21 protein-coding genes are annotated in these 19,794 nt (G+C 41.4%); all 21 read left to right on the forward strand.

The window, feature by feature from the left end; translation table 11 throughout:
- Window positions 1-17 precede the first annotated feature (17 nt).
- A complete protein-coding gene (def, locus tag ACYH0O_RS10065; protein WP_149155466.1) occupies window positions 18-500 on the forward strand; it encodes a peptide deformylase in 483 nt (160 codons plus the stop codon).
- Window positions 500-1,450: a methionyl-tRNA formyltransferase gene (fmt, locus tag ACYH0O_RS10070; RefSeq protein WP_482632129.1), complete on the forward strand. Its 951-nt coding sequence runs from the start codon at window positions 500-502 to the stop codon at window positions 1,448-1,450. The genes def and fmt overlap by 1 nt, the downstream gene beginning before the upstream one ends.
- Window positions 1,443-2,777, forward strand: a complete 1,335-nt coding sequence (rsmB, locus tag ACYH0O_RS10075) for a 16S rRNA (cytosine(967)-C(5))-methyltransferase RsmB (protein WP_482632130.1) — start codon at window positions 1,443-1,445, stop codon at window positions 2,775-2,777. Before fmt ends, rsmB begins: the two co-directional genes overlap by 8 nt.
- A 318-nt stretch (window positions 2,778-3,095) precedes the next feature.
- A complete protein-coding gene (locus ACYH0O_RS10080; protein ID WP_482632131.1) occupies window positions 3,096-3,845 on the forward strand; it encodes a Stp1/IreP family PP2C-type Ser/Thr phosphatase in 750 nt (249 codons plus the stop codon).
- Window positions 3,846-3,849: 4 nt separating this feature from the next.
- Window positions 3,850-5,874, forward strand: coding sequence for a Stk1 family PASTA domain-containing Ser/Thr kinase (gene pknB, locus ACYH0O_RS10085; RefSeq protein WP_482632132.1), 2,025 nt, complete (start codon window positions 3,850-3,852; stop codon window positions 5,872-5,874).
- Window positions 5,875-6,014: 140 nt separating this feature from the next.
- Window positions 6,015-6,896, forward strand: coding sequence for a ribosome small subunit-dependent GTPase A (gene rsgA, locus ACYH0O_RS10090; RefSeq protein WP_482632133.1), 882 nt, complete (start codon window positions 6,015-6,017; stop codon window positions 6,894-6,896).
- 2 nt (window positions 6,897-6,898) lie between these two features.
- Window positions 6,899-7,549, forward strand: coding sequence for a ribulose-phosphate 3-epimerase (gene rpe / locus ACYH0O_RS10095; RefSeq protein ID WP_482632134.1), 651 nt, complete (start codon window positions 6,899-6,901; stop codon window positions 7,547-7,549).
- Between the two features lie 60 nt (window positions 7,550-7,609).
- Window positions 7,610-8,257, forward strand: a complete 648-nt coding sequence (locus tag ACYH0O_RS10100) for a thiamine diphosphokinase (protein WP_482632135.1) — start codon at window positions 7,610-7,612, stop codon at window positions 8,255-8,257.
- Window positions 8,258-8,370: 113 nt separating this feature from the next.
- Window positions 8,371-8,451, forward strand: coding sequence for a stage V sporulation protein SpoVM (gene spoVM / locus ACYH0O_RS10105; RefSeq protein ID WP_032088878.1), 81 nt, complete (start codon window positions 8,371-8,373; stop codon window positions 8,449-8,451).
- Between the two features lie 428 nt (window positions 8,452-8,879).
- Window positions 8,880-9,068, forward strand: a complete 189-nt coding sequence (gene rpmB, locus ACYH0O_RS10110) for a 50S ribosomal protein L28 (RefSeq protein WP_034755741.1) — start codon at window positions 8,880-8,882, stop codon at window positions 9,066-9,068.
- Between the two features lie 322 nt (window positions 9,069-9,390).
- Complete coding sequence (locus tag ACYH0O_RS10115) at window positions 9,391-9,753, forward strand: Asp23/Gls24 family envelope stress response protein (RefSeq protein WP_034755738.1); 363 nt, start codon at window positions 9,391-9,393, stop codon at window positions 9,751-9,753.
- A 15-nt stretch (window positions 9,754-9,768) separates the two neighbouring features.
- Window positions 9,769-11,433, forward strand: coding sequence for a DAK2 domain-containing protein (locus tag ACYH0O_RS10120; protein ID WP_482632136.1), 1,665 nt, complete (start codon window positions 9,769-9,771; stop codon window positions 11,431-11,433).
- A 97-nt stretch (window positions 11,434-11,530) separates the two neighbouring features.
- Window positions 11,531-12,193 (forward strand): L-serine ammonia-lyase, iron-sulfur-dependent subunit beta, encoded by a 663-nt coding sequence (gene sdaAB, locus ACYH0O_RS10125; RefSeq protein WP_149155475.1) that lies wholly within the window; start codon window positions 11,531-11,533, stop codon window positions 12,191-12,193.
- Window positions 12,194-12,242: 49 nt separating this feature from the next.
- Window positions 12,243-13,136, forward strand: coding sequence for an L-serine ammonia-lyase, iron-sulfur-dependent, subunit alpha (gene sdaAA / locus ACYH0O_RS10130; protein WP_149155476.1), 894 nt, complete (start codon window positions 12,243-12,245; stop codon window positions 13,134-13,136).
- On the forward strand, window positions 13,123-15,174 hold the full coding sequence (gene recG / locus ACYH0O_RS10135) for an ATP-dependent DNA helicase RecG (protein WP_482632137.1): 2,052 nt from the start codon (window positions 13,123-13,125) through the stop codon (window positions 15,172-15,174). Before sdaAA ends, recG begins: the two co-directional genes overlap by 14 nt.
- Window positions 15,175-15,266: 92 nt before the next feature.
- Window positions 15,267-15,848, forward strand: coding sequence for a transcription factor FapR (gene fapR / locus ACYH0O_RS10140; RefSeq protein ID WP_149156052.1), 582 nt, complete (start codon window positions 15,267-15,269; stop codon window positions 15,846-15,848).
- Window positions 15,849-16,838, forward strand: a complete 990-nt coding sequence (plsX, locus tag ACYH0O_RS10145; protein ID WP_482632138.1) for a phosphate acyltransferase PlsX — start codon at window positions 15,849-15,851, stop codon at window positions 16,836-16,838.
- A gap of 1 nt (window position 16,839) precedes the next feature.
- Entirely contained in the window at window positions 16,840-17,784 is a 945-nt protein-coding gene (fabD, locus tag ACYH0O_RS10150) for an ACP S-malonyltransferase (protein WP_482632139.1), read from the forward strand.
- Entirely contained in the window at window positions 17,785-18,528 is a 744-nt protein-coding gene (gene fabG / locus ACYH0O_RS10155) for a 3-oxoacyl-[acyl-carrier-protein] reductase (RefSeq protein ID WP_149155480.1), read from the forward strand.
- A 92-nt stretch (window positions 18,529-18,620) separates the two neighbouring features.
- The gene (gene acpP, locus ACYH0O_RS10160) at window positions 18,621-18,854 is read left to right on the forward strand and encodes an acyl carrier protein (RefSeq protein ID WP_113968250.1); all 234 of its coding nucleotides are present in this window, start codon (window positions 18,621-18,623) and stop codon (window positions 18,852-18,854) included.
- Window positions 18,855-19,047: 193 nt separating this feature from the next.
- Window positions 19,048-19,794: a ribonuclease III gene (rnc, locus tag ACYH0O_RS10165; RefSeq protein ID WP_482632140.1), complete on the forward strand. Its 747-nt coding sequence runs from the start codon at window positions 19,048-19,050 to the stop codon at window positions 19,792-19,794.

Consider the following 19,794-nt stretch of genomic DNA (forward strand, 5'->3'; position numbering starts at 1 on the left):
GAAAATGGAGGAGACTTATGGCAATACTTCCAATTGTAATGCACCCTGATCCAATCTTAGAAACAGAATGTGAGAAGGTAACGGCATTTGATAAGAAATTAAAAAAATTATTGGCAAATATGTATGACACAATGCTTGAAGCGGATGGTGTTGGCCTTGCAGCTCCTCAAGTAGGAGTCGACCTTCAGGTAGCGGTGGTGGATATCGGGGATGACTCCGGTACCATCGAGCTTATCAATCCGGAAATCGTCGAAGCGGACGGATCTCAAACCGACCTTGAAGGGTGCCTGAGCTTCCCGGGGTTATATGGGGAAGTGACGCGTCCTTATTCCATCAAGGTCCGAACGTTTGACCGAAAAGGAAGAATGATTGAATTTCAAGCCCAGGACTTTTTAGCCAGAGCTATTCAACACGAAATTGATCATCTTCACGGTGTTCTATTTACCTCAAAGGTAGAAAAATATGTGACAGAAGAAGAATTAGAAGGGTATGAAGCTTAATGACGAAAGTAATTTTCATGGGAACGCCTGACTTTTCCGTTCCTGTTCTTCAATCTCTATTAGACGAAAACTATGATGTAATTGCGGTCGTGACACAGCCCGATCGCCCAGTGGGTAGAAAGAGGATCCTTACGCCTCCACCTGTAAAGGTAGCAGCTGAAAAGAACGGGATACCAGTCTATCAACCAGAGAAAATTAAGGATGAAGATGAGTTAAACAAAGTGCTTGCATTAGAACCTGACCTTATCGTAACGGCCGCTTTCGGACAAATTCTTCCCAACGCATTATTGGAAGCCCCTCAGTATGGATGCATCAATGTTCACGCCTCTTTACTTCCTGAACTTAGAGGGGGAGCGCCCATTCATTATTCCATTCTCCAAGGAAAAGAGAAAACGGGCATCACCATCATGTATATGGTCGAAAAGCTTGATGCAGGTGACATTATTAGTCAAGTGGAAGTGGATATTGAAGAACGTGACCATGTCGGAACCCTACACGATAAATTAAGCGTTGCAGGTGCAGCGTTACTCATTGAAACGGTGCCCAAATTATTGGCAGGGGACATAGCCCCGGTCAAGCAGGATGATTCAAAAGCGACGTTTGCACGAAACATCAAACGCGAACAAGAAAAAATTGACTGGACGAAAGGTGGAGAAGAAATCTACAACCATATTAGAGGACTTCACCCTTGGCCAGTTGCGTACACCACATTAGAAAATTCAGTGATCAAAGTTTGGTGGGGAGAAAAAGTCAGCGGAACTTCTGCTGCTCCTGGAGAAATCATGAAGATTGAAGAGGATGGATTCGTTGTTTCTACAGGCACTTCAGTAGGAATAAAAATAACCGATTTACAGCCTTCGGGGAAAAAGAGAATGAGTGCAAAGGATTATCTGCGTGGAGCAGGTTCTCACCTGAAAGCAGGAATGATGTTAGGAGAGACTAATGAGTAAACGAAATAAGACCGTCCGTGAAGCAGCACTTGATGTCATTGAAGCAGTAGAAAAAAATCAATCGTACAGTAATTTATTACTCAATTCTGTGATTGAAAAAAATCAGCTGCCAAGAAAGGATATTGGGTTATTAACGGAGCTGACATATGGAACCATTCAACGGAAAATGACGCTGGATTTCTATTTAGCTCCATTTCTTAAAGGGAAGTTGGATGAGTGGGTTCGTCATCTATTGCGTTTATCCCTCTATCAGCTTGTGTACTTAGATCGAATTCCTGACCGTGCTGTTTTCTATGAAGCTGTAGAAATTGCTAAGAAGAGAGGGCATAAAGGCATTTCAGGGTTGGTGAATGGGGTCTTGCGTTCTGTGCAAAGGAAAGGGCTTCCTTCCCTTGACACTATTAAAGATCCAATCGAGCGTGTGGCCATCGAAACGAGTCATCCTTATTGGCTTGTGAAGAGATGGGGAGAGCAATTTGGCCTGGAGAAAACGAAAGAAATGTGTGAAACCAATTTAATCGCACCTAATCAAACGGCACGGGTGAATACAACCAAAATCACTCGAGAAGAGCTTATCCAACTCTTGACGGATAATGGAAATGAAGTGAAAGAAAGCCCGATTGTTCCGGAAGCGATCCAGTCACTTCGAGGGAATCTGGCAAAAACAGATGAATATCGTAACGGACAATTCACCATCCAAGATGAAAGTTCCATGCTTGTCTCCTATGCTTTAAAGCTTGAACAAGGGATGAAAGTGTTAGATGCATGCGCAGCACCAGGGGGGAAAACGACTCACATAGCCGAAAAACTATCAGGAACCGGAGAAGTCCATGCATTGGACTTACACAAGCATAAGGTCAAATTAATTGACGAAAATGCAACTCGTCTTGGATTAAATAATGTAAAGACTGCAACCCTTGATAGTCGAAAAGCAGGAGAGAAGTTTGAAAAAGGAAGCTTCGATCGCATTCTAGTGGATGCCCCATGTTCTGGACTAGGTGTATTAAGAAGAAAACCGGATATAAAATATGCTAAAAAAGAATCCGATCTTCTATCACTGCAAAAGATTCAGCTGTACATTCTTTCAGCCGTTGCACCATTGTTAAAAAAAGATGGACTGTTAGTTTATAGCACTTGTACTGTGGACCAAAATGAGAATGAAGGTACTGTATCGGCTTTCTTAAGTGATCATCCAGAATTTGTTCCTCAACCATTAGATGAACTTCCGGATTCCATCACACCATTTATTAAAGAAAATCAATTACAAGTATTTCCTCAGGATTTTGGCGGGGATGGATTCTTTATTTCATGCTTTAGAAAAAAATAAGTCGAAATTGCTCAAATGTCGAAAGTAAAGCAGGAAAATTCACCAGAAAAGTCGTAAAAGTACAATAGCCCTTAATGAATCTTTGATTATCCATTACTTTGTAATCATATGTTTATTTCATCAAAAGTGATAAAAGCTGAAAATATTCTCTCTTTTCATTATCAACCTATTCAGCTCCCATTCGGAACGAATGGCAAGCTGAATGTATTTAACGAAGATAATCAAAGTGAATTCATTTTTTTGAACTAAAGTTGCACCCTACTATGAGTATAAGGAGCTACTTTAAACAGGTGCAGAAGAAGAGACGAGGTGACATAAGTGAAAACTGTATATTTTACGGACAAAGGGAAAGTGCGTCAACTAAATGAAGATAGTGCCGGCGTATTCGTGAATCATCATGGCGATCATTTAGCTGTTGTAGCAGATGGAATGGGCGGCCACAGAGCCGGAGACGTTGCCAGCGAGCTTACCATCTCCATCTTAAAGGACTTATGGGAGAAAACAGAGAAGTTTCACACCGCTGATGAAGCCGAAAATTGGTTAAAATCAACTATTAACGAAGTAAACAAAGAAGTATATACTTATTCTCAGTCTAATCCAGAGTGTGAAGGAATGGGGACGACTCTCGTTGGAGCCATTTGCACCTCCTTGTTTGCAACTATTGTCAATATTGGTGACAGCAGAGGATATATACTGAATGAAAATGGTTTTCATCAGTTAACAGAAGACCATACACTTGTAAATGAATTAGTCAGAAGCGGCGAAATTTCAAAAGAAGATGCAGAGCATCATCCAAGAAAAAATGTGATACTTAGAGCGATAGGTACGGAAGCTTCAATTACGATGGATATTAAAACGATAATATTTGAAGAAGAAGACGTTATTTTATTGTGTTCAGACGGTCTTTCTAATAAAGTCTCCCAAAAAGAAATGAAAGAGATATTGGTTCAGGACCACTCCCTTGAGAGTAAAGGAGAGTCGCTTGTTCATTTAGCCAATGAATATGGCGGTGAAGATAATATTACCGTAGTAATTGTAGAGTTTGCCGCTGAAACGGAAAGCGGGTGATAACATGATGGAAGGAAAGCGCATCAGTGGGCGTTACAGAATCATTAAACTAATCGGCGGCGGAGGAATGGCCAACGTTTATTTAGCTCACGATGTGATTTTGGATCGTGAAGTGGCTATTAAAATGCTCCGGATCGATTTTGCCAATGAAGAGGAATTCATTAAACGATTCCAACGGGAAGCTCAATCTGCTACTAGCTTGACTCATCCGAACATTGTGAGTATATATGATGTAGGAGAAGAAGACGATCTATACTATATTGTCATGGAATATGTCCATGGTATGACCTTAAAGCAATACATACAGCAACATTCACCTGTTCATGTAGACAAAGCGCTGGATATTATGAAGCAGTTAACCTTAGCAATGTCTCATGCTCATCAGAATCATATTGTACACCGGGATATTAAACCCCATAATATCCTTCTTGATGAAGAAGGAAATGTGAAGATAACGGATTTCGGGATCGCGATGGCTCTTAGTGCCACTTCGATCACCCAGACCAATTCAGTCCTGGGATCGGTCCACTACCTTTCTCCTGAACAGGCAAGGGGCGGAATGGCTACGAAAAAATCTGATATTTATTCACTGGGAATCGTCATGTTTGAATTGTTAACGGGAAGACTGCCTTTCTCTGGAGAATCAGCGGTCTCGATTGCCTTAAAGCATTTGCAATCGGAAACACCATCATTAAAAAGGTGGAATCCTGATATTCCCCAGAGCGTTGAAAATATCGTATTAAAAGCAACGGCCAAGGATCCATTCAGACGGTACGAGAGCCTGGAGGAGATGGATGAAGATCTGTTTTCAGCGCTTGACCCTGGTCGGATAAATGAGCCTAAATTTGCCGTTCCCCTTGATGACGAAGCAACAAAAGCAATTCCTGTCATTACTGATCAGAAGGCGTATTCGAATCTAGATGATACGATTGTTCATCATCAAGCGGACACAGACAAACTTCAAACGAAGCCGACTCCTCCAGTCCAAGACGGTAAGAAGAAAGGCAAGAAGAAAAACAAGAAGGGTGATCCTAAGAAAAAGGGTAAAAAGAAGTGGCCGATATTCATTATTAGTTTGTTCTTTTTGTTGATTCTTTTAGGAGTTGCTGCTGTTACCTTTGTTCCTGAGCTGCTGGGGCCAAAGGAGGTCCAGGTACCGGACGTGGTTGAAAAAGATCAAACTGAAGCCATTTCCACCATCGTTTCAGAGGGGTTTGTCGTCGGAGAAACAAAAAAACAATCCCATGAATCGATTCCTGAAGGTTTTGTAATCAAGACAAACCCAAAGGCAGGACGGATGGCGAATGAAGGTACGGCTATCGATATCTATGTAAGTACAGGAAAAGAAAAAGTGGAAGTCGAGGACTATGTCGGAAAAGATTTTGAAGAAGTGTCCTCTGAACTTGGAGAAAAAGGTTTCACGATAGAAAAAGAAGAAGAATTCGATGAAGGAGAACCTGCAGGAACCATTCTCAATCAGGATCCGTCACCTGGAGTAGAGGTCGTGGCAGAAGAAACGACAATTACCTTTACAGTGAGTAAGGGAACTGAGAAGTTTGATTTGGAAAGCTTGGAAGGTTTTGATCAAACTGCACTTGATAAATATGAAGCTTCGAATGGAATAAATATCATTGTTCAGAGTGAAGAATTTTCAGATGAGGTTGAGGAAGGTAGGGTGATTTCTCATAAGCCGGTTGCGAGTACTCCGATTAGTAAAGGTGAGGATGTTTACGTTATCATGTCTAAGGGTCCTGAGCCGCCGAAGGAAGTACCGACCAAGGTAGAAACATTAAAGGTAACAGTTCCTTATACAAAAAATGATGGCACCCCTCAACCTGTGGAAATACTAATTAAGGACAAGGATAGTACTTTTGAGGATAGTGAACCGGATCAGATCGATGGTATTACGAAGGATACGGAGTTCACCCTTACCTTTACATTGGAAGAAGGTACAGTAGGGGAATATCGAATATTGAGAGACGGTCAAGAGTATAAAACAGGTACTGTCGAGTATCCTAAAGATGAATAAATGACAATTGACAAAGGGCTGTACCCGGGTTTAAATGAACCTAACGGGACAGTCCTCTTGTTTTCATTTATAATAGTAGTGATACATAACTCAGACGACTTAATTATTTTTTATAATATATTCTGAATAGGAGGTTTCGAATGCCTGAAGGAAAAATTGTTAAAGCATTAAGTGGATTTTACTATGTGCTTTCAGAAGGAAGCGTTACACAATGTCGGGGCAGAGGTAATTTCCGTATAAATAAAATAACACCCCTGGTGGGTGATTATGTTGAATTTCAAGCGGAGAACAAAACGGATGGATACATTCTGAAGGTCTGTGACCGTAAGAATGAGTTAGTACGTCCCCCGATTGCAAATGTCGATCAAGCGATATTGGTCTTCTCTGCAAGCGAACCGGATTTTAGCCCGGCTTTACTTGACCGCTTTCTTGTGTTGGTAGAGAGTAAAGAAATAGAACCGCTTATTTGTGTAACCAAGATGGACTTACTTACATCTGATCAAACAAACAAAATTGAACGATTTGTGAAGGATTACCGCTCATTCGGGTATGAAGTCCTGATGACGTCTTCGAAAACGGAGCATGGTGTAGAGGAATTGACTCCGTATTTACGTGATAAAATTTCTGTGTTTGCAGGGCAATCCGGAGTAGGGAAATCGTCCTTGCTTAATGCCTTAAAACCTGAACTTGAATTAAAGACGGCTATGATCTCATCCCACTTAGGCCGGGGGAAACACACGACTCGTCATGTTGAACTGATTGATATTGAAGATGGGTTAGTAGCGGATACCCCTGGGTTTAGTTCATTGGAGTTTTCAGAGCTTGAAATAGATGAGCTGCCACGATGCTTCCCTGAAATGGTTGAAGTGTCCGAGGACTGTAAATTTAGGGGCTGCCTCCATATCAATGAGCCGAAATGTGCCGTTAAAGCTGCCGTAGAAGCAGGAGAAATCCCTACTTACCGTTATGATCACTATTTAACGTTCCACAAAGAAATAAAAGATAGAAAGCCGAGGTACTAAATATGAAAATCGCACCTTCCATTCTGTCTGCTAATTTTGCAGAGTTAGGGAATGAAATTAAAGATGTTGAAAAAGGGGGAGCCGATTATATCCATGTGGATGTGATGGATGGTCACTTCGTTCCGAACATAACATTGGGTCCAATGATCGTGAAAGCCATTAGACCGTTAACAACGTTACCACTGGATGTTCATCTTATGATTGAAAATCCAGGTCAATATATTGAAGCTTTTGCAGATGCTGGAGCTGATTATCTTACCGTCCATGTAGAAGCAGATCCCCATTTGCATAGAACGATTCAGATGATCAAAAGCAAAGGCGTAAAAGCGGGAGTCGTCCTAAATCCTGCAACACCGGCAGAAATGATCAAGCCGATTTTGCAAGATGTCGATATGGTTCTGCTTATGACTGTGAACCCTGGATTTGGTGGACAATCGTTTATTCCGTCTGTCGTTCCGAAGATCAAACAAATTCGTGAATGGGCGAATGAAGTAAACCCAACACTTGAAATAGAAGTTGATGGAGGCATTAACCCTGAAACGGCAGCCATTTGTGCTGAAGCAGGAGCTGATGTGTTTGTAGCTGGTTCTGCCATCTACAACCGTAGCGATCGAGGGGCGGCAATCGAAGAATTAAAGAGATCTCTTGTATAAGAGACGACAGGGGCTGATCCTTTTGGGTCAGTCCATTTTTGTAGAAAAGGAGTGGAGATAATGATAATCAATATAGTCGCAAGTGGTCCAGGAAGATATATCCCTGAATTGAAGGTGTACGACGGGGAAGTAGTGAAGTGGATAGGGGTCGATCGGGGAGTATATACACTATTGGAACAGTCCATAGAACCATGGGTAGCATTTGGGGATTTTGATTCGGTTTCCGATGAGGAATGGATTCTGATTCAAGAAAAAGTCCAGGAAGTCAATCGCTATAAGCCTGAAAAGGATGAAACGGATCTTGAACTTGCCCTAAACTGGGCCATCGATCAGAACCCAGACAATATTAACATATTTGGTGCGACTGGAGGACGCCTTGATCACTTCATGGGAAATCTTCAATTACTCATGATGCCAAGCCTAGTGGAAAAGGATATTCAGGTGGAAATCATCGATGTACAAAATCGACTTTACCTCGCATCAGCAGGGGAACATTCCGTGGAGAAAAACAAGGATTTACACTATATTTCCTTTGTTCCCGTCACTGATTTTGTTGAGAATATCACCCTCTCAGGCTTTAAATATCCATTAAAAAAACGGAATATTTTCAGAGGTTCCACACTATGTATTAGTAATGAACTTATACAATCATCTGGTACTTTTTCCTTTTCAAATGGCATATTAATGGTGATAAGAAGCAGTGATTAAAGCTTCTAAAAACCAGGTAGAAAAGAAGACGTACTTAACTGAGACTGCTTGAATAGACTAAACTGTTGTCAAGCGAAACATTACGTTCTTTAGATTGTGGGGAGGGACTAAAAATGCGCTTTTATACAATCAAATTACCAAAATTCTTGGGTGGACTTGTGAGGGCGATGTTAGGAACGTTTAAAAAAGAATAAATGGTTTGTTGAAGGTGGCTTTTGCCATCTTCTTTTTTGTTTTTGAAGAAAGAGAAGTGGGTTTGAGATAAATGAGAGTATAATTGCTATATGGTAATAGGGAAATGATGATAAGGGCCTACAATAGTGCCCTGGACATGTTTTTTAGGCTGAGTTGAGTCCTCCAGGGGCTTGAGGCTCGAGGTTAAAAGTCAAACTAACCAAAAAGACAAAAAGCGCCTTTCCGTTTAGTTCGCCTTATGCTTGTCGCCTCAGGGCGAGCCCCTTCCGCTTTTCTTGGTGTAAAGTATTTTTTCTTGAAAGGTTTTAATTGTAGTATTGCATTATAGAAAGTTGTGTGATAAATTATTAAAGTATCTTTATGATAATAAGCGAAATGTGGAACTGAAATTAACTTCAGCTTCTTGTTAGTGAGGAGGGAATATATTATGGCAAAACAATGCGTAGTAACAGGCCGTAAAGCTAGCTCAGGTAACGCTCGCTCTCACGCAATGAATGCGAACAAGCGTACTTGGGGTGCAAACCTGCAAAAAGTTCGAATTCTTGTAGACGGAAAGCCTAAGAAAGTATGGGTTTCTGCAAGAGCGTTGAAATCTGGTAAAGTTGAACGCGTATAATACTTAAAACGAGAAGACGTCTAGTTTCTAGGCGTCTTTTTTCTATCTTCTTGAGGATTAGGGCAAAGTGATCTGCTAGACACAAAGAAAATCAGGGCATTTCTTGATTAAGTATCTGGAACATGACTAATCCTTTCTCTAAAACACGAGTATCAACACTCACTTCACCTGAAGTAAAAATGATTAATCTTTGCATATTAAGGAAAAAATAGTGGGCATGACCCGACAAATCATGTAGAGATAATAGTTTAGCTTTCAAAAACAGCATACTTATAGTAAAATGTTTTTAGCCAAGCATGTAATTAAAGGGGGAAAACATTCCATGTCCATCGAATTGAAAACGCAGTACGGACAAATTGATATTACGAATGATGTCATTGCAATGATTGCTGGAGGTGCAGCGGTGGATTGCTACGGAATTGTTGGAATGGCTTCAAAGAACCAAATTAAAGACGGTTTCACAGATATCTTACGTAAGGAAAATTTCACTCGCGGAGTGATTGTTCGTCAAGATGAAGAGGAAGTACATATTGATATGTATATTATTGTGAGTTATGGTACAAAAATTTCTGAGATTGCTCATAATGTACAATCCAAGGTTAAATATACTCTTGATAAGACCGTCGGCTTGGCGGTAGATTCAGTAAATATTTTTGTGCAGGGGGTTCGTGTCACGAACCCGTAGTGAGGAGGAAGATTCGTGTCGATTACATCTTTGGAAGGAAAACGTTTTGCTGAAATGGTGATACAAGGTGCCACTCAATTATCTGCCCATGCGCAGCTGGTTGACGCGCTGAACGTTTTTCCTGTTCCTGATGGTGATACTGGAACAAATATGAATTTATCCATGACTTCTGGTGCGAAGGAAGTTCAAAATCATATTCAAGGTCATATTGGAAATGTGGCTGCTGCTCTTTCAAAAGGGTTATTGATGGGAGCAAGAGGTAACTCAGGTGTTATCTTATCCCAATTGTTCAGAGGCTTTGGTAAAGCGATTGAAGGGAAAGAATCCTTATCAAGTGCAGAATTTGCCAATGCACTTCAAACAGGTGTAGAAACGGCTTATAAAGCAGTTATGAAACCTGTTGAAGGAACGATTCTAACGGTTGCGAAAGATGCTGCAAGAAAAGGTGTTTCTGTAGCTGAAACAGAAAATGATTTCGTAAAGCTAATGCAGGCAATCGTCGATGAGGCTCAGGCTTCGTTAAATCGTACACCTGATTTACTTCCTGTTCTAAAGGAAGTGGGAGTGGTTGATAGTGGTGGTCAAGGACTACTATTCGTATATGAAGGATTTTTAGCTGAGCTTAAGGGAGAAAAGGTTTCAAATCAAGCCTCATTACCTTCCATGAATGATCTCGTGAGTGCTGAGCATCATAAAACAGCTCAAGATTTCATGAGTACGGAGGATATTGAATTTGGCTATTGCACAGAATTCATGGTCAGATTTGAACAAGGCAAACAATCATTTGATGAAGAAGGTTTCCGTCAGGATTTAAGCGGATACGGTGATTCCCTGCTTGTCATAAGTGACGATGAATTAGCTAAAGTACATATCCATTCTGAACAACCTGGTGATGTATTGACATATGGTCATAAATACGGAAGTCTCATCAATATCAAGATTGAGAACATGAGACAACAGCACAGCAGCATCGTTGGTGAAACGAAGCCAGTGAAAGAACAAGCTCCTGCTGCACCAAAAGAAGTTGACTTTGCCATTGTTACGGTTGCGATGGGTGAAGGGATTTCCGAGTTGTTCAAAAGCATCGGCGCTACCGCTGTGATTGAAGGTGGTCAAACGATGAATCCAAGTACGGAGGATATCGTGAAAGCTGTAGAAGAAGTGAATGCGAAGAAAGTCATTATCATGCCGAATAATAAAAACATTATTATGGCAGCAGATCAAGCGGCAGAAGTTCTTGAAATGGAAGTAGCTGTTGTCCCAACGAAGACAGTACCTCAAGGAATGGCTGCATTACTTGCTTTTAATCCATCAGCCTCTGTTAAAGACAACAAGCAGTTAATGACTGAAGCTTCAAAGCAGGTCAAAACGGGTCAAATCACGTTTGCTGTAAGAGATACGAATATTGATGGTGTTGCCATTGCGAAAGATGACTTTATGGGAATCGCAGAAGGTAAGATTGTTATTTCTGATCATGACCGTCAAAAGTCGGCGCAAAGCTTATTAGAGGAAATGCTGGATGAAGACTCCGAAATTTTAACCATTCTATATGGTGAAGATGTAACAGAAGAGGACGTGCATTCATTAAAAGAGTATGTAGAAGAGCATTATGAAGATGTGGAAGTGGAAGTTCATAATGGTAAACAACCACTTTACTCCTATATATTCTCAGTTGAATAAGGAATAAAGGAAGGGGGGCAGCTCTATGTGGAGTTTGTCCCCTTCAATTATGTTAGAATGGTTGTATAGTTTGGATGTTAAGTGAGGGGGAAAAGTCATGAAATACAAAAGTGTATTTGATATTATCGGTCCTGTTATGATTGGTCCATCAAGCTCACATACGGCTGGTGCTGCCAGAATAGGAAGAGTGGCGAGAAACCTGTTTCGCAGGGAACCGAAATGGGCGAAGATATCCTTTTATGGATCATTTGCAAAAACGTACAAGGGTCATGGAACAGATGTAGCCATTGTAGGTGGAATCCTCGATTATGATACATATGATGAACGAATTATCGAATCAATCAATGTAGCAAAGCAAAAAGGGATAAAGATCAAGTTTCAAGAGGAAGATGCCATTACGGATCATCCGAATACCGCTCGTATCCGGATGGGTGATGACAAAGGAGAAATCGAATTAGTGGGTATCTCCATTGGTGGAGGGAAAGTTGAAATTATCGAACTTAACGGATTTGAACTCAAATTGTCAGGTCATCATCCTGCTATTCTGGTCGTTCATGACGACCGATTTGGGGCGATTGCATCTGTATCCAATATCATTGCCAAACATCAATTGAATATCGGTCATATGGATGTTTCGCGTAAAGAAAAGGGTCAGATGGCATTGATGACAATAGAAGTGGATCAACCGATTGATGAAGCTGTCATCAATGAATTAACGTCACTGCCCAATATTACTCAAGTAACCCGGATTTCCGATTAATCAATTACTATAATGATAGCGTTTACATTCAGGCGAGGAGGTCATTTTAATGTTTCGAAATGTAGCAGAGTTAGTAGAACTTGCTGAAAGTCAAAATAAGAAAATTTCTGATATTATGATTGAACAAGAAATAGAATTTACAGGCAAAACCTTTGATGAAGTATACAGTCAAATGGAGAGGAATCTTGAAGTGATGGAACAGGCTGTAGCCAGAGGGCTGGAAGGTGTGAAATCACATTCAGGTTTAACAGGCGGGGATGCTGTGCTTTTACAAAAATATATTGAAAAAGGCCGCTCTCTTTGCGGAGACACCATCCTGGATGCAGTAAGTAAAGCGGTAGCAACCAATGAAGTGAATGCTGCAATGGGGACGATTTGTGCGACGCCAACTGCAGGGTCTGCAGGAGTTGTTCCAGGAACATTGTTCGCTGTTAAAAATAAGCTGAATCCTACAAAGGATGAAATGATCCGCTTCTTGTTTGCGTCTGGAGCGTTTGGGTTTGTTGTAGCGAATAACGCTTCCATCTCAGGTGCAGCGGGTGGATGTCAGGCTGAGGTTGGATCTGCCAGTGGAATGGCAGCAGCAGCGATCGTTGAAATGGCAGGAGGAACCCCCAGCCAATCCGCTGAGGCCATGGCGATCACCTTAAAGAATATGTTAGGGCTTGTGTGTGACCCGGTTGCGGGACTCGTTGAGGTACCCTGTGTGAAGCGGAATGCAATGGGAGCGGCCAATGCGATGGTTGCTGCTGATATGGCACTTGCAGGCATAACGAGTCGTATTCCATGTGATGAAGTGATTGACGCCATGTACAAAATCGGTCAAACAATGCCTGTGGCTCTCCGTGAAACGGCTCAAGGAGGATTGGCTGCCACCCCTACAGGCAGGGAGCTTGAAGCGAAAATCTTTGGGGTTTCCCTGAATAAACGTGAAGACTCATAATGAAGGACTAACGATCCAGGACATCAAGGGGATTGGTGAAGAAACAGCTGTACAGCTGAATGCAATGGGGATTTTTTCTGTTCTGGATTTGTTAGAATACCTGCCTTACAGGTACGAGGATTTCAGGCTTCGAGACTTGGAAGAAGTGGCCCATGATGAGCGTGTCACAGTGGAAGGGAAGGTCCATTCAGAACCTGCATTAATGTATTATGGGAGAAAAAAATCCCGTTTAACCCTGCGAATATTGGTTGGAAGAAATTTAGTTCAGGCCGTATTTTTTAATCAGCCGTATTTAAAGAAGAAAATAAACCTTCACGATACGGTGACGGTTACAGGGAAATGGGATAAGAACAGGCAAATCATAACAGTTCAATATTTTCAGTCTGGCCCCCATGGGAAACAGGGGGATTTTGAACCTGTTTATTCATTAAAAGGCACAATAAAAAACAACACACTTAGAAAATTCATTAAAAAGGCTTTTCAGGACTACAGTTATTTGTTGACGGAGAACTTGCCTCATCATCTAATGGAGAAATATAAGCTGGCAAGTCGAAATGATGCTCTTTACCATCTGCATTTTCCAGATTCCACCGAAGACATGAAGCAGGCAAGAAGACGATTTGTGTATGAAGAGTTCTTGTTGTTTCAACTGAAAATGCAGGCGCTTAGAAAATTTGAAAGAGAACATTCGTCTGGAGTGCAACAGCATTATGATTTAGATAAGGTCAAAGAGTTTATTGACTCTTTGCCATTTCCTTTAACTGATGCACAAAAGCGCGTGGTAAATGAAATTTCAGCAGATATGAAGTCCCCTTATCGCATGAACCGCCTTTTACAGGGTGACGTTGGATCCGGGAAGACTGTCGTGTCGGCAATTGCATTATACTCCAGTGTAACCGCAGGATATCAAGGGGCTTTAATGGTTCCTACAGAAATTCTGGCTGAACAGCACGCAAACTCTCTGAGTGAATTGTTGGAACCTGTGGGTCTTTCTGTAGCCCTGTTAACAAGTTCGGTAAAAGGAAAAAGAAGAAGGCTTTTATTAGAAAAATTAAAAGACGGAGAAATTGATATTCTTATTGGAACGCATGCACTTATTCAGGAGGATGTTCAATTTAAGCATCTGGGACTGGTTGTAACCGATGAACAACATCGCTTTGGGGTAAATCAAAGACGTGTACTCAGGGAAAAAGGGGAAAGTCCTGATGTATTATTTATGACAGCGACTCCGATTCCACGGACTCTAGCCATAACGGTGTTTGGTGAAATGGATGTAAGTATAATCGACCAAATGCCAGCAGGAAGAAAGGTGATTGAAACTTATTGGGCTAAAGCGGATATGCTACCAAGGGTGCTTTCGTTTATGGACAAGGAGTTGGATCAAGGCAGGCAGGCCTATGTGATATGTCCGCTGATTGAAGAGTCGGACAAACTGGATGTTCAAAATGCGATAGATGTTTACAATCAATTGCTGCACTACTTTGAAGCACGTTACAACGTCGGCTTGATGCATGGAAGGCTTCACCCCGACGAAAAGGATGAAGTGATGAGGGAGTTTAGTACAAACCATCTACAAGTACTAGTATCCACCACGGTTGTCGAAGTTGGTGTGAATGTTCCGAACGCTACTTTCATGCTGATATATGATGCCGAGCGCTTTGGGTTGTCTCAGCTTCATCAGTTAAGGGGAAGGGTTGGACGCGGTGAACATCAATCCTATTGCATTCTTCTTGCCGAACCGAAAACCGAAGTTGGAAAAGAACGAATGAAGATCATGACAGAAACCAATGATGGATTTGTTTTGAGTGAAAAAGATCTTGAACTAAGGGGTCCAGGGGATTTCTTTGGAAGAAAACAGAGTGGGCTCCCTGAGTTTAAAGTGGCTGATATGGTGCATGACTATCGTGCGTTGGAAGTTGCGAGAGATGATGCTGCAGGCTTAATTCATTCCGATCATTTTTGGAAGGATCCCGAATATGAACCGCTCAGGGAGTATTTATCCGCAGCGGGGATATTAGAGGGTGAAAAGCTAGACTAGACAGGCAGATTGTGAGATTATTTCTTGCAATCTGCTTTTTTTGATTATATACTACTATTAGTACCTAGTACTAATACTGGACGGTGTTGATATTGAGACTTTCAAAGAAGGAAAGACAAGGAAACCTTACAGACACGATAAAGGAAAATCCTTTCATAACAGATGAAGAATTAGCTGAACGTTTTCGAGTGAGTGTACAGACAATCAGGTTGGATCGTATGGAACTATCAATCCCTGAACTTCGTGAACGGATTAAATATGTCGCAGAGAAATCATTTGAAGATGAAGTGAAATCATTACCTATTGAAGAGATTATTGGAGAAATTATTGATATAGAGTTAGATCAGAGTGCGATTTCTATTTTTGATGTGAAACACGAGCATGTTTTCGTACGAAATGGGATAGCGAGGGGGCATCATTTATTTGCTCAAGCGAACTCTCTTGCCGTTGCCGTAATTAATGATGATCTAGCGTTAACAGCCAAGTCAACGATCCGATTTACCCGACCTGTAAAGGAAGGTGAGCGTGTTGTTGCGAAAGCGAAAGTGATACATATGAAAGATCAAAAGGATCGAACAACCGTAGAAGTTCAAAGTGTAGTCGGTGGCGAACTGGTTTTCACAGGTGAATTTGAGATGTATCGCTCTAAAAAATCTGCAAAGGATGAAGCATAGATGAAGTTAGCCGTAGATGCAATGGGCGGAGATCATGCTCCTAAAGAAATAGTTCTTGGTGTAAAAAGGGCATTAAGTGAATTCAATGATATAGAAGTGATATTATACGGAGATGAAAATCAAATCAAACAGTACATCACACCAGATGAACGATTGACAATCGTTCATACGGATGAAGTGATCGAGGCAACAGACGAACCCGTAAGAGCCGTCAAACGCAAGAAGAATGCATCGATGGTCCTGATGGCACAAGCGGTCAATAATGGAGAAGCGGATGCTTGTATTTCAGCGGGGAATACAGGTGCCCTTATGACAGCTGGATTGTTCATTGTAGGCAGAATTGATGGAATTGAACGACCTGCCTTGGCACCTACACTTCCAACACTGGATGGTAAGGGATTTCTTATGCTCGATTTAGGTGCAAATGTCGATGCCAAGCCTGAGCATCTGTTGCAATATGCCATCATGGGGAGCATATATGCCGAGAGAGTAAGGGGTATTAACAATCCTCGCGTGGGTTTATTAAACATCGGGACTGAAGATAAAAAAGGGAATGAATTAACCAAGAGGACATTCCAATTATTAAAGGACGCTCCTATCCATTTTATTGGAAATGTAGAGTCCAGGGACTTACTTGAAGGCCCTGCGGATGTAGTCGTAACCGATGGGTTCACCGGGAATATGGTGTTGAAGACGATTGAGGGAACGGCTCTTTCTGTTTTCTCTATGCTTAAAAAGACGTTCACATCGTCAACAAAAAATAAATTGGCTGCAGGATTAGTGAAAAGTGATTTAAAGCAAATGAAAAATATGCTTGATTATACAGAGTATGGAGGCGCGGGCTTATTTGGTCTGAAGGCACCGGTGATTAAAGCCCATGGCTCATCAAATGAGGTTGCCCTATATAATGCCATGAGACAGGCAAGGGAAATGGTGAAACACAATGTCTCCAATACGATTAAAGATACTATCAAGGGGAGTGAAGAATAACATGAGTAAAATTGCGTTCATTTTTCCCGGACAAGGTTCTCAAACTGTAGGGATGGGAAAAGAATTAGCTGACAAATACCCTGAAGTACAAGCGTATTTCACTAAAGCGGATGGAAGATTGGAATCGGAATTAACAAGTGTTATATTTGATGGACCGCATGAAGAGCTTACTCAAACGACAAATGCTCAGCCAGCTTTATTAACAACGAGCATCGCGATTCTGGATCGTTTAAAAACAGAAGGTATTACAGCAGACTATACGGCCGGACATAGCTTAGGTGAATATTCCGCCCTGGTTGCTGCGGGTGCCCTCCGCTTTGAAGATGCGGTGTATGCTGTTCGTAAAAGAGGGGAATTCATGGAAGAAGCGGTTCCAAGTGGAGAAGGCACGATGGCTGCTGTTCTGGGTATGGCAAAAGAGCCACTAAAAGAGATTACCGATCTTGTAACTGAAGAGGGACATCCAGTAGGGCTGGCAAACTTAAATTGTCCTGGTCAAATTGTGATTTCAGGTACGGTGAAAGGAGTGGAACTTGCTTCAGAGAAAGCCAAAGATGCTGGAGCGAAGAGGGTCATTCCACTTCAAGTGAGTGGTCCCTTCCACTCTCAATTAATGAAACCTGCTGCAGATCAGTTTGTTTCAATTTTGGATTCAATTACGATTGAAGATGCAGCTGTACCGGTCATTGCCAATGTGACGGCAGAACCTGTGACCAATCGCGAAGAAATCAAGCGGTTATTAATCGAACAATTATACTCACCAGTGCAATGGGAAGATTCTGTTGAGAAATTGCTTGAATTAAATGTGGATACGTTCATTGAAGTTGGACCTGGTAAAGTACTTTCAGGTTTAGTGAAGAAAGTGAATAGACGGGTGAAAACGTATGCTGTTCAAGATGAAGCATCTTTGGAGCAAACCATCCAAGCGTTAAAGGAGGAAGCATAAATGAATTTAGAAGGTAAAGTTGCCCTTGTAACGGGAGCATCCCGGGGAATCGGAAGGGAGATTGCTCTTGAGCTTGCACGTGAAGGATGTAATGTAGCCGTCAACTATTCTGGTAGTGAAGCGAAGGCTAATGAAGTCGTCGATGAGATTAAAGGTTTAGGCCGCGAAGCTATTGCCGTACAATGTAATGTATCAGATAGTGATGCTGTTCAGGCGATGGTGAAGGAAACGATTGGCCAATTCGGTTCAGTGGATATTCTTGTTAATAATGCTGGAATCACGAAGGATAATTTATTAATGAGAATGAAAGAAGCAGAATGGGATGATGTCATCAACATCAATCTTAAAGGCGTTTTCCTTTGCACCAAGGCTGTTACACGCCAAATGATGAAGCAAAGAAGCGGCCGAATCATCAATATTTCTTCAATTGTCGGTGTAAGTGGAAACCCTGGACAAGCAAACTATGTGGCGGCTAAATCTGGTGTGATCGGATTAACAAAAACAACAGCCAGAGAATTGGCACCCCGAGGTATCACGGTAAATGCAATCGCTCCGGGTTTCATTTCCACGGATATGACGGATCAGCTTCCGGAAGATGTACGTAATGAAATGTTAAAGCAAATCCCTTTAAGCCGCTTTGGAGATCCTCAGGATATTGCGAAGGTGGTAACGTTCGTTGCATCTGAATCTGCTTCTTATATGACAGGGCAAACTCTTCATATCGATGGTGGAATGGTCATGTAACGGCAAAAAATAATAATTTATAAATTGTTTTCGTGGATACTCTTTTCATTAGAGGTCAAAATGTCTATAATACTTGAGGGGAGGTGACAAAAATGGCAGAAGTATTAGATCGTGTAACAAAAATTATCGTAGATCGTCTAGGTGTAGATGAATCTCAAGTAACTCTTGAAGCTTCTTTCAAAGAAGATCTAGGAGCTGACTCCCTTGATGTAGTTGAGCTGGTTATGGAACTTGAAGATGAATTTGACATGGAAATCTCTGACGATGATGCTGAAAAAATCGGCACAGTAGGTGATGCTGTGAACTACATAAAAGCAAAAGCTTAATCGTTAGATTGAATTAAAAGAGAAGCACATGCTGATCTTACATTCAAAACCATTTGAAACTTGGTAGAGGTCTCACCTCTACCAAGTTTATTTGTGTTCTGAGATGCGCAAGAAACTTTTGCGTAATTGCTTTTTTTAGCATAAACTTGATAAGTAGAAAAAAGAGAACATATAGAGCAAGGTGGAGTGCCTTATGCGGAAGCAAAGTAGAAACAAAGGAATATCCAGACATAAAAATGATAGTAAGTTTAAAACGTTTCAAGATGAAATCGGAATTCAATTTAATGATGAAAAACTACTTAAACAAGCTTTTACTCATTCATCCTATGTGAATGAGCATCGTCGTAAACCTTATGAAGACAACGAACGCTTAGAATTTCTTGGTGATGCCGTTTTGGAATTAACAGTTTCTCAATTTTTATTCAAGAAGTATCCAATGATGAGTGAGGGTGAACTTACGAAATTAAGGGCAGCCATAGTATGTGAGCCATCCCTGGTTAAGTTCTCGATTGAAATGAATTTCGGTGAACTCATCTTACTTGGTAAAGGTGAAGAAATGACAGGCGGTCGGGAAAGACCAGCATTACTCGCAGATGTCTTCGAGGCGTTTATCGGAGCGGTATATTTGGATCAAGGGTTAGAAACAGTGATTTCAATCCTTGAAAAAGTCGTCTATCCAAAAATTAACGTCGGTGCTTTTTCTCATGTGATGGATTATAAGAGTCAGTTACAAGAACTGGTCCAACGAGGCAGTGCAGGGATGATTGAATACAGCATCCTTGAAGAAAGCGGGCCTGCCCATAACCGGCAGTTTATTTCCCGGGTCAGTTTAAATGATGAAGAATTAGGCATTGGAAAAGGCCGATCTAAAAAGGAAGCTGAACAACAAGCCGCACAGAAGGCTCTTGGGAAGCTAAAACAAAAGCTAGACGCTAAATAG

The sequence above is a fragment of the Rossellomorea sp. H136 genome (assembly GCF_056838065.1).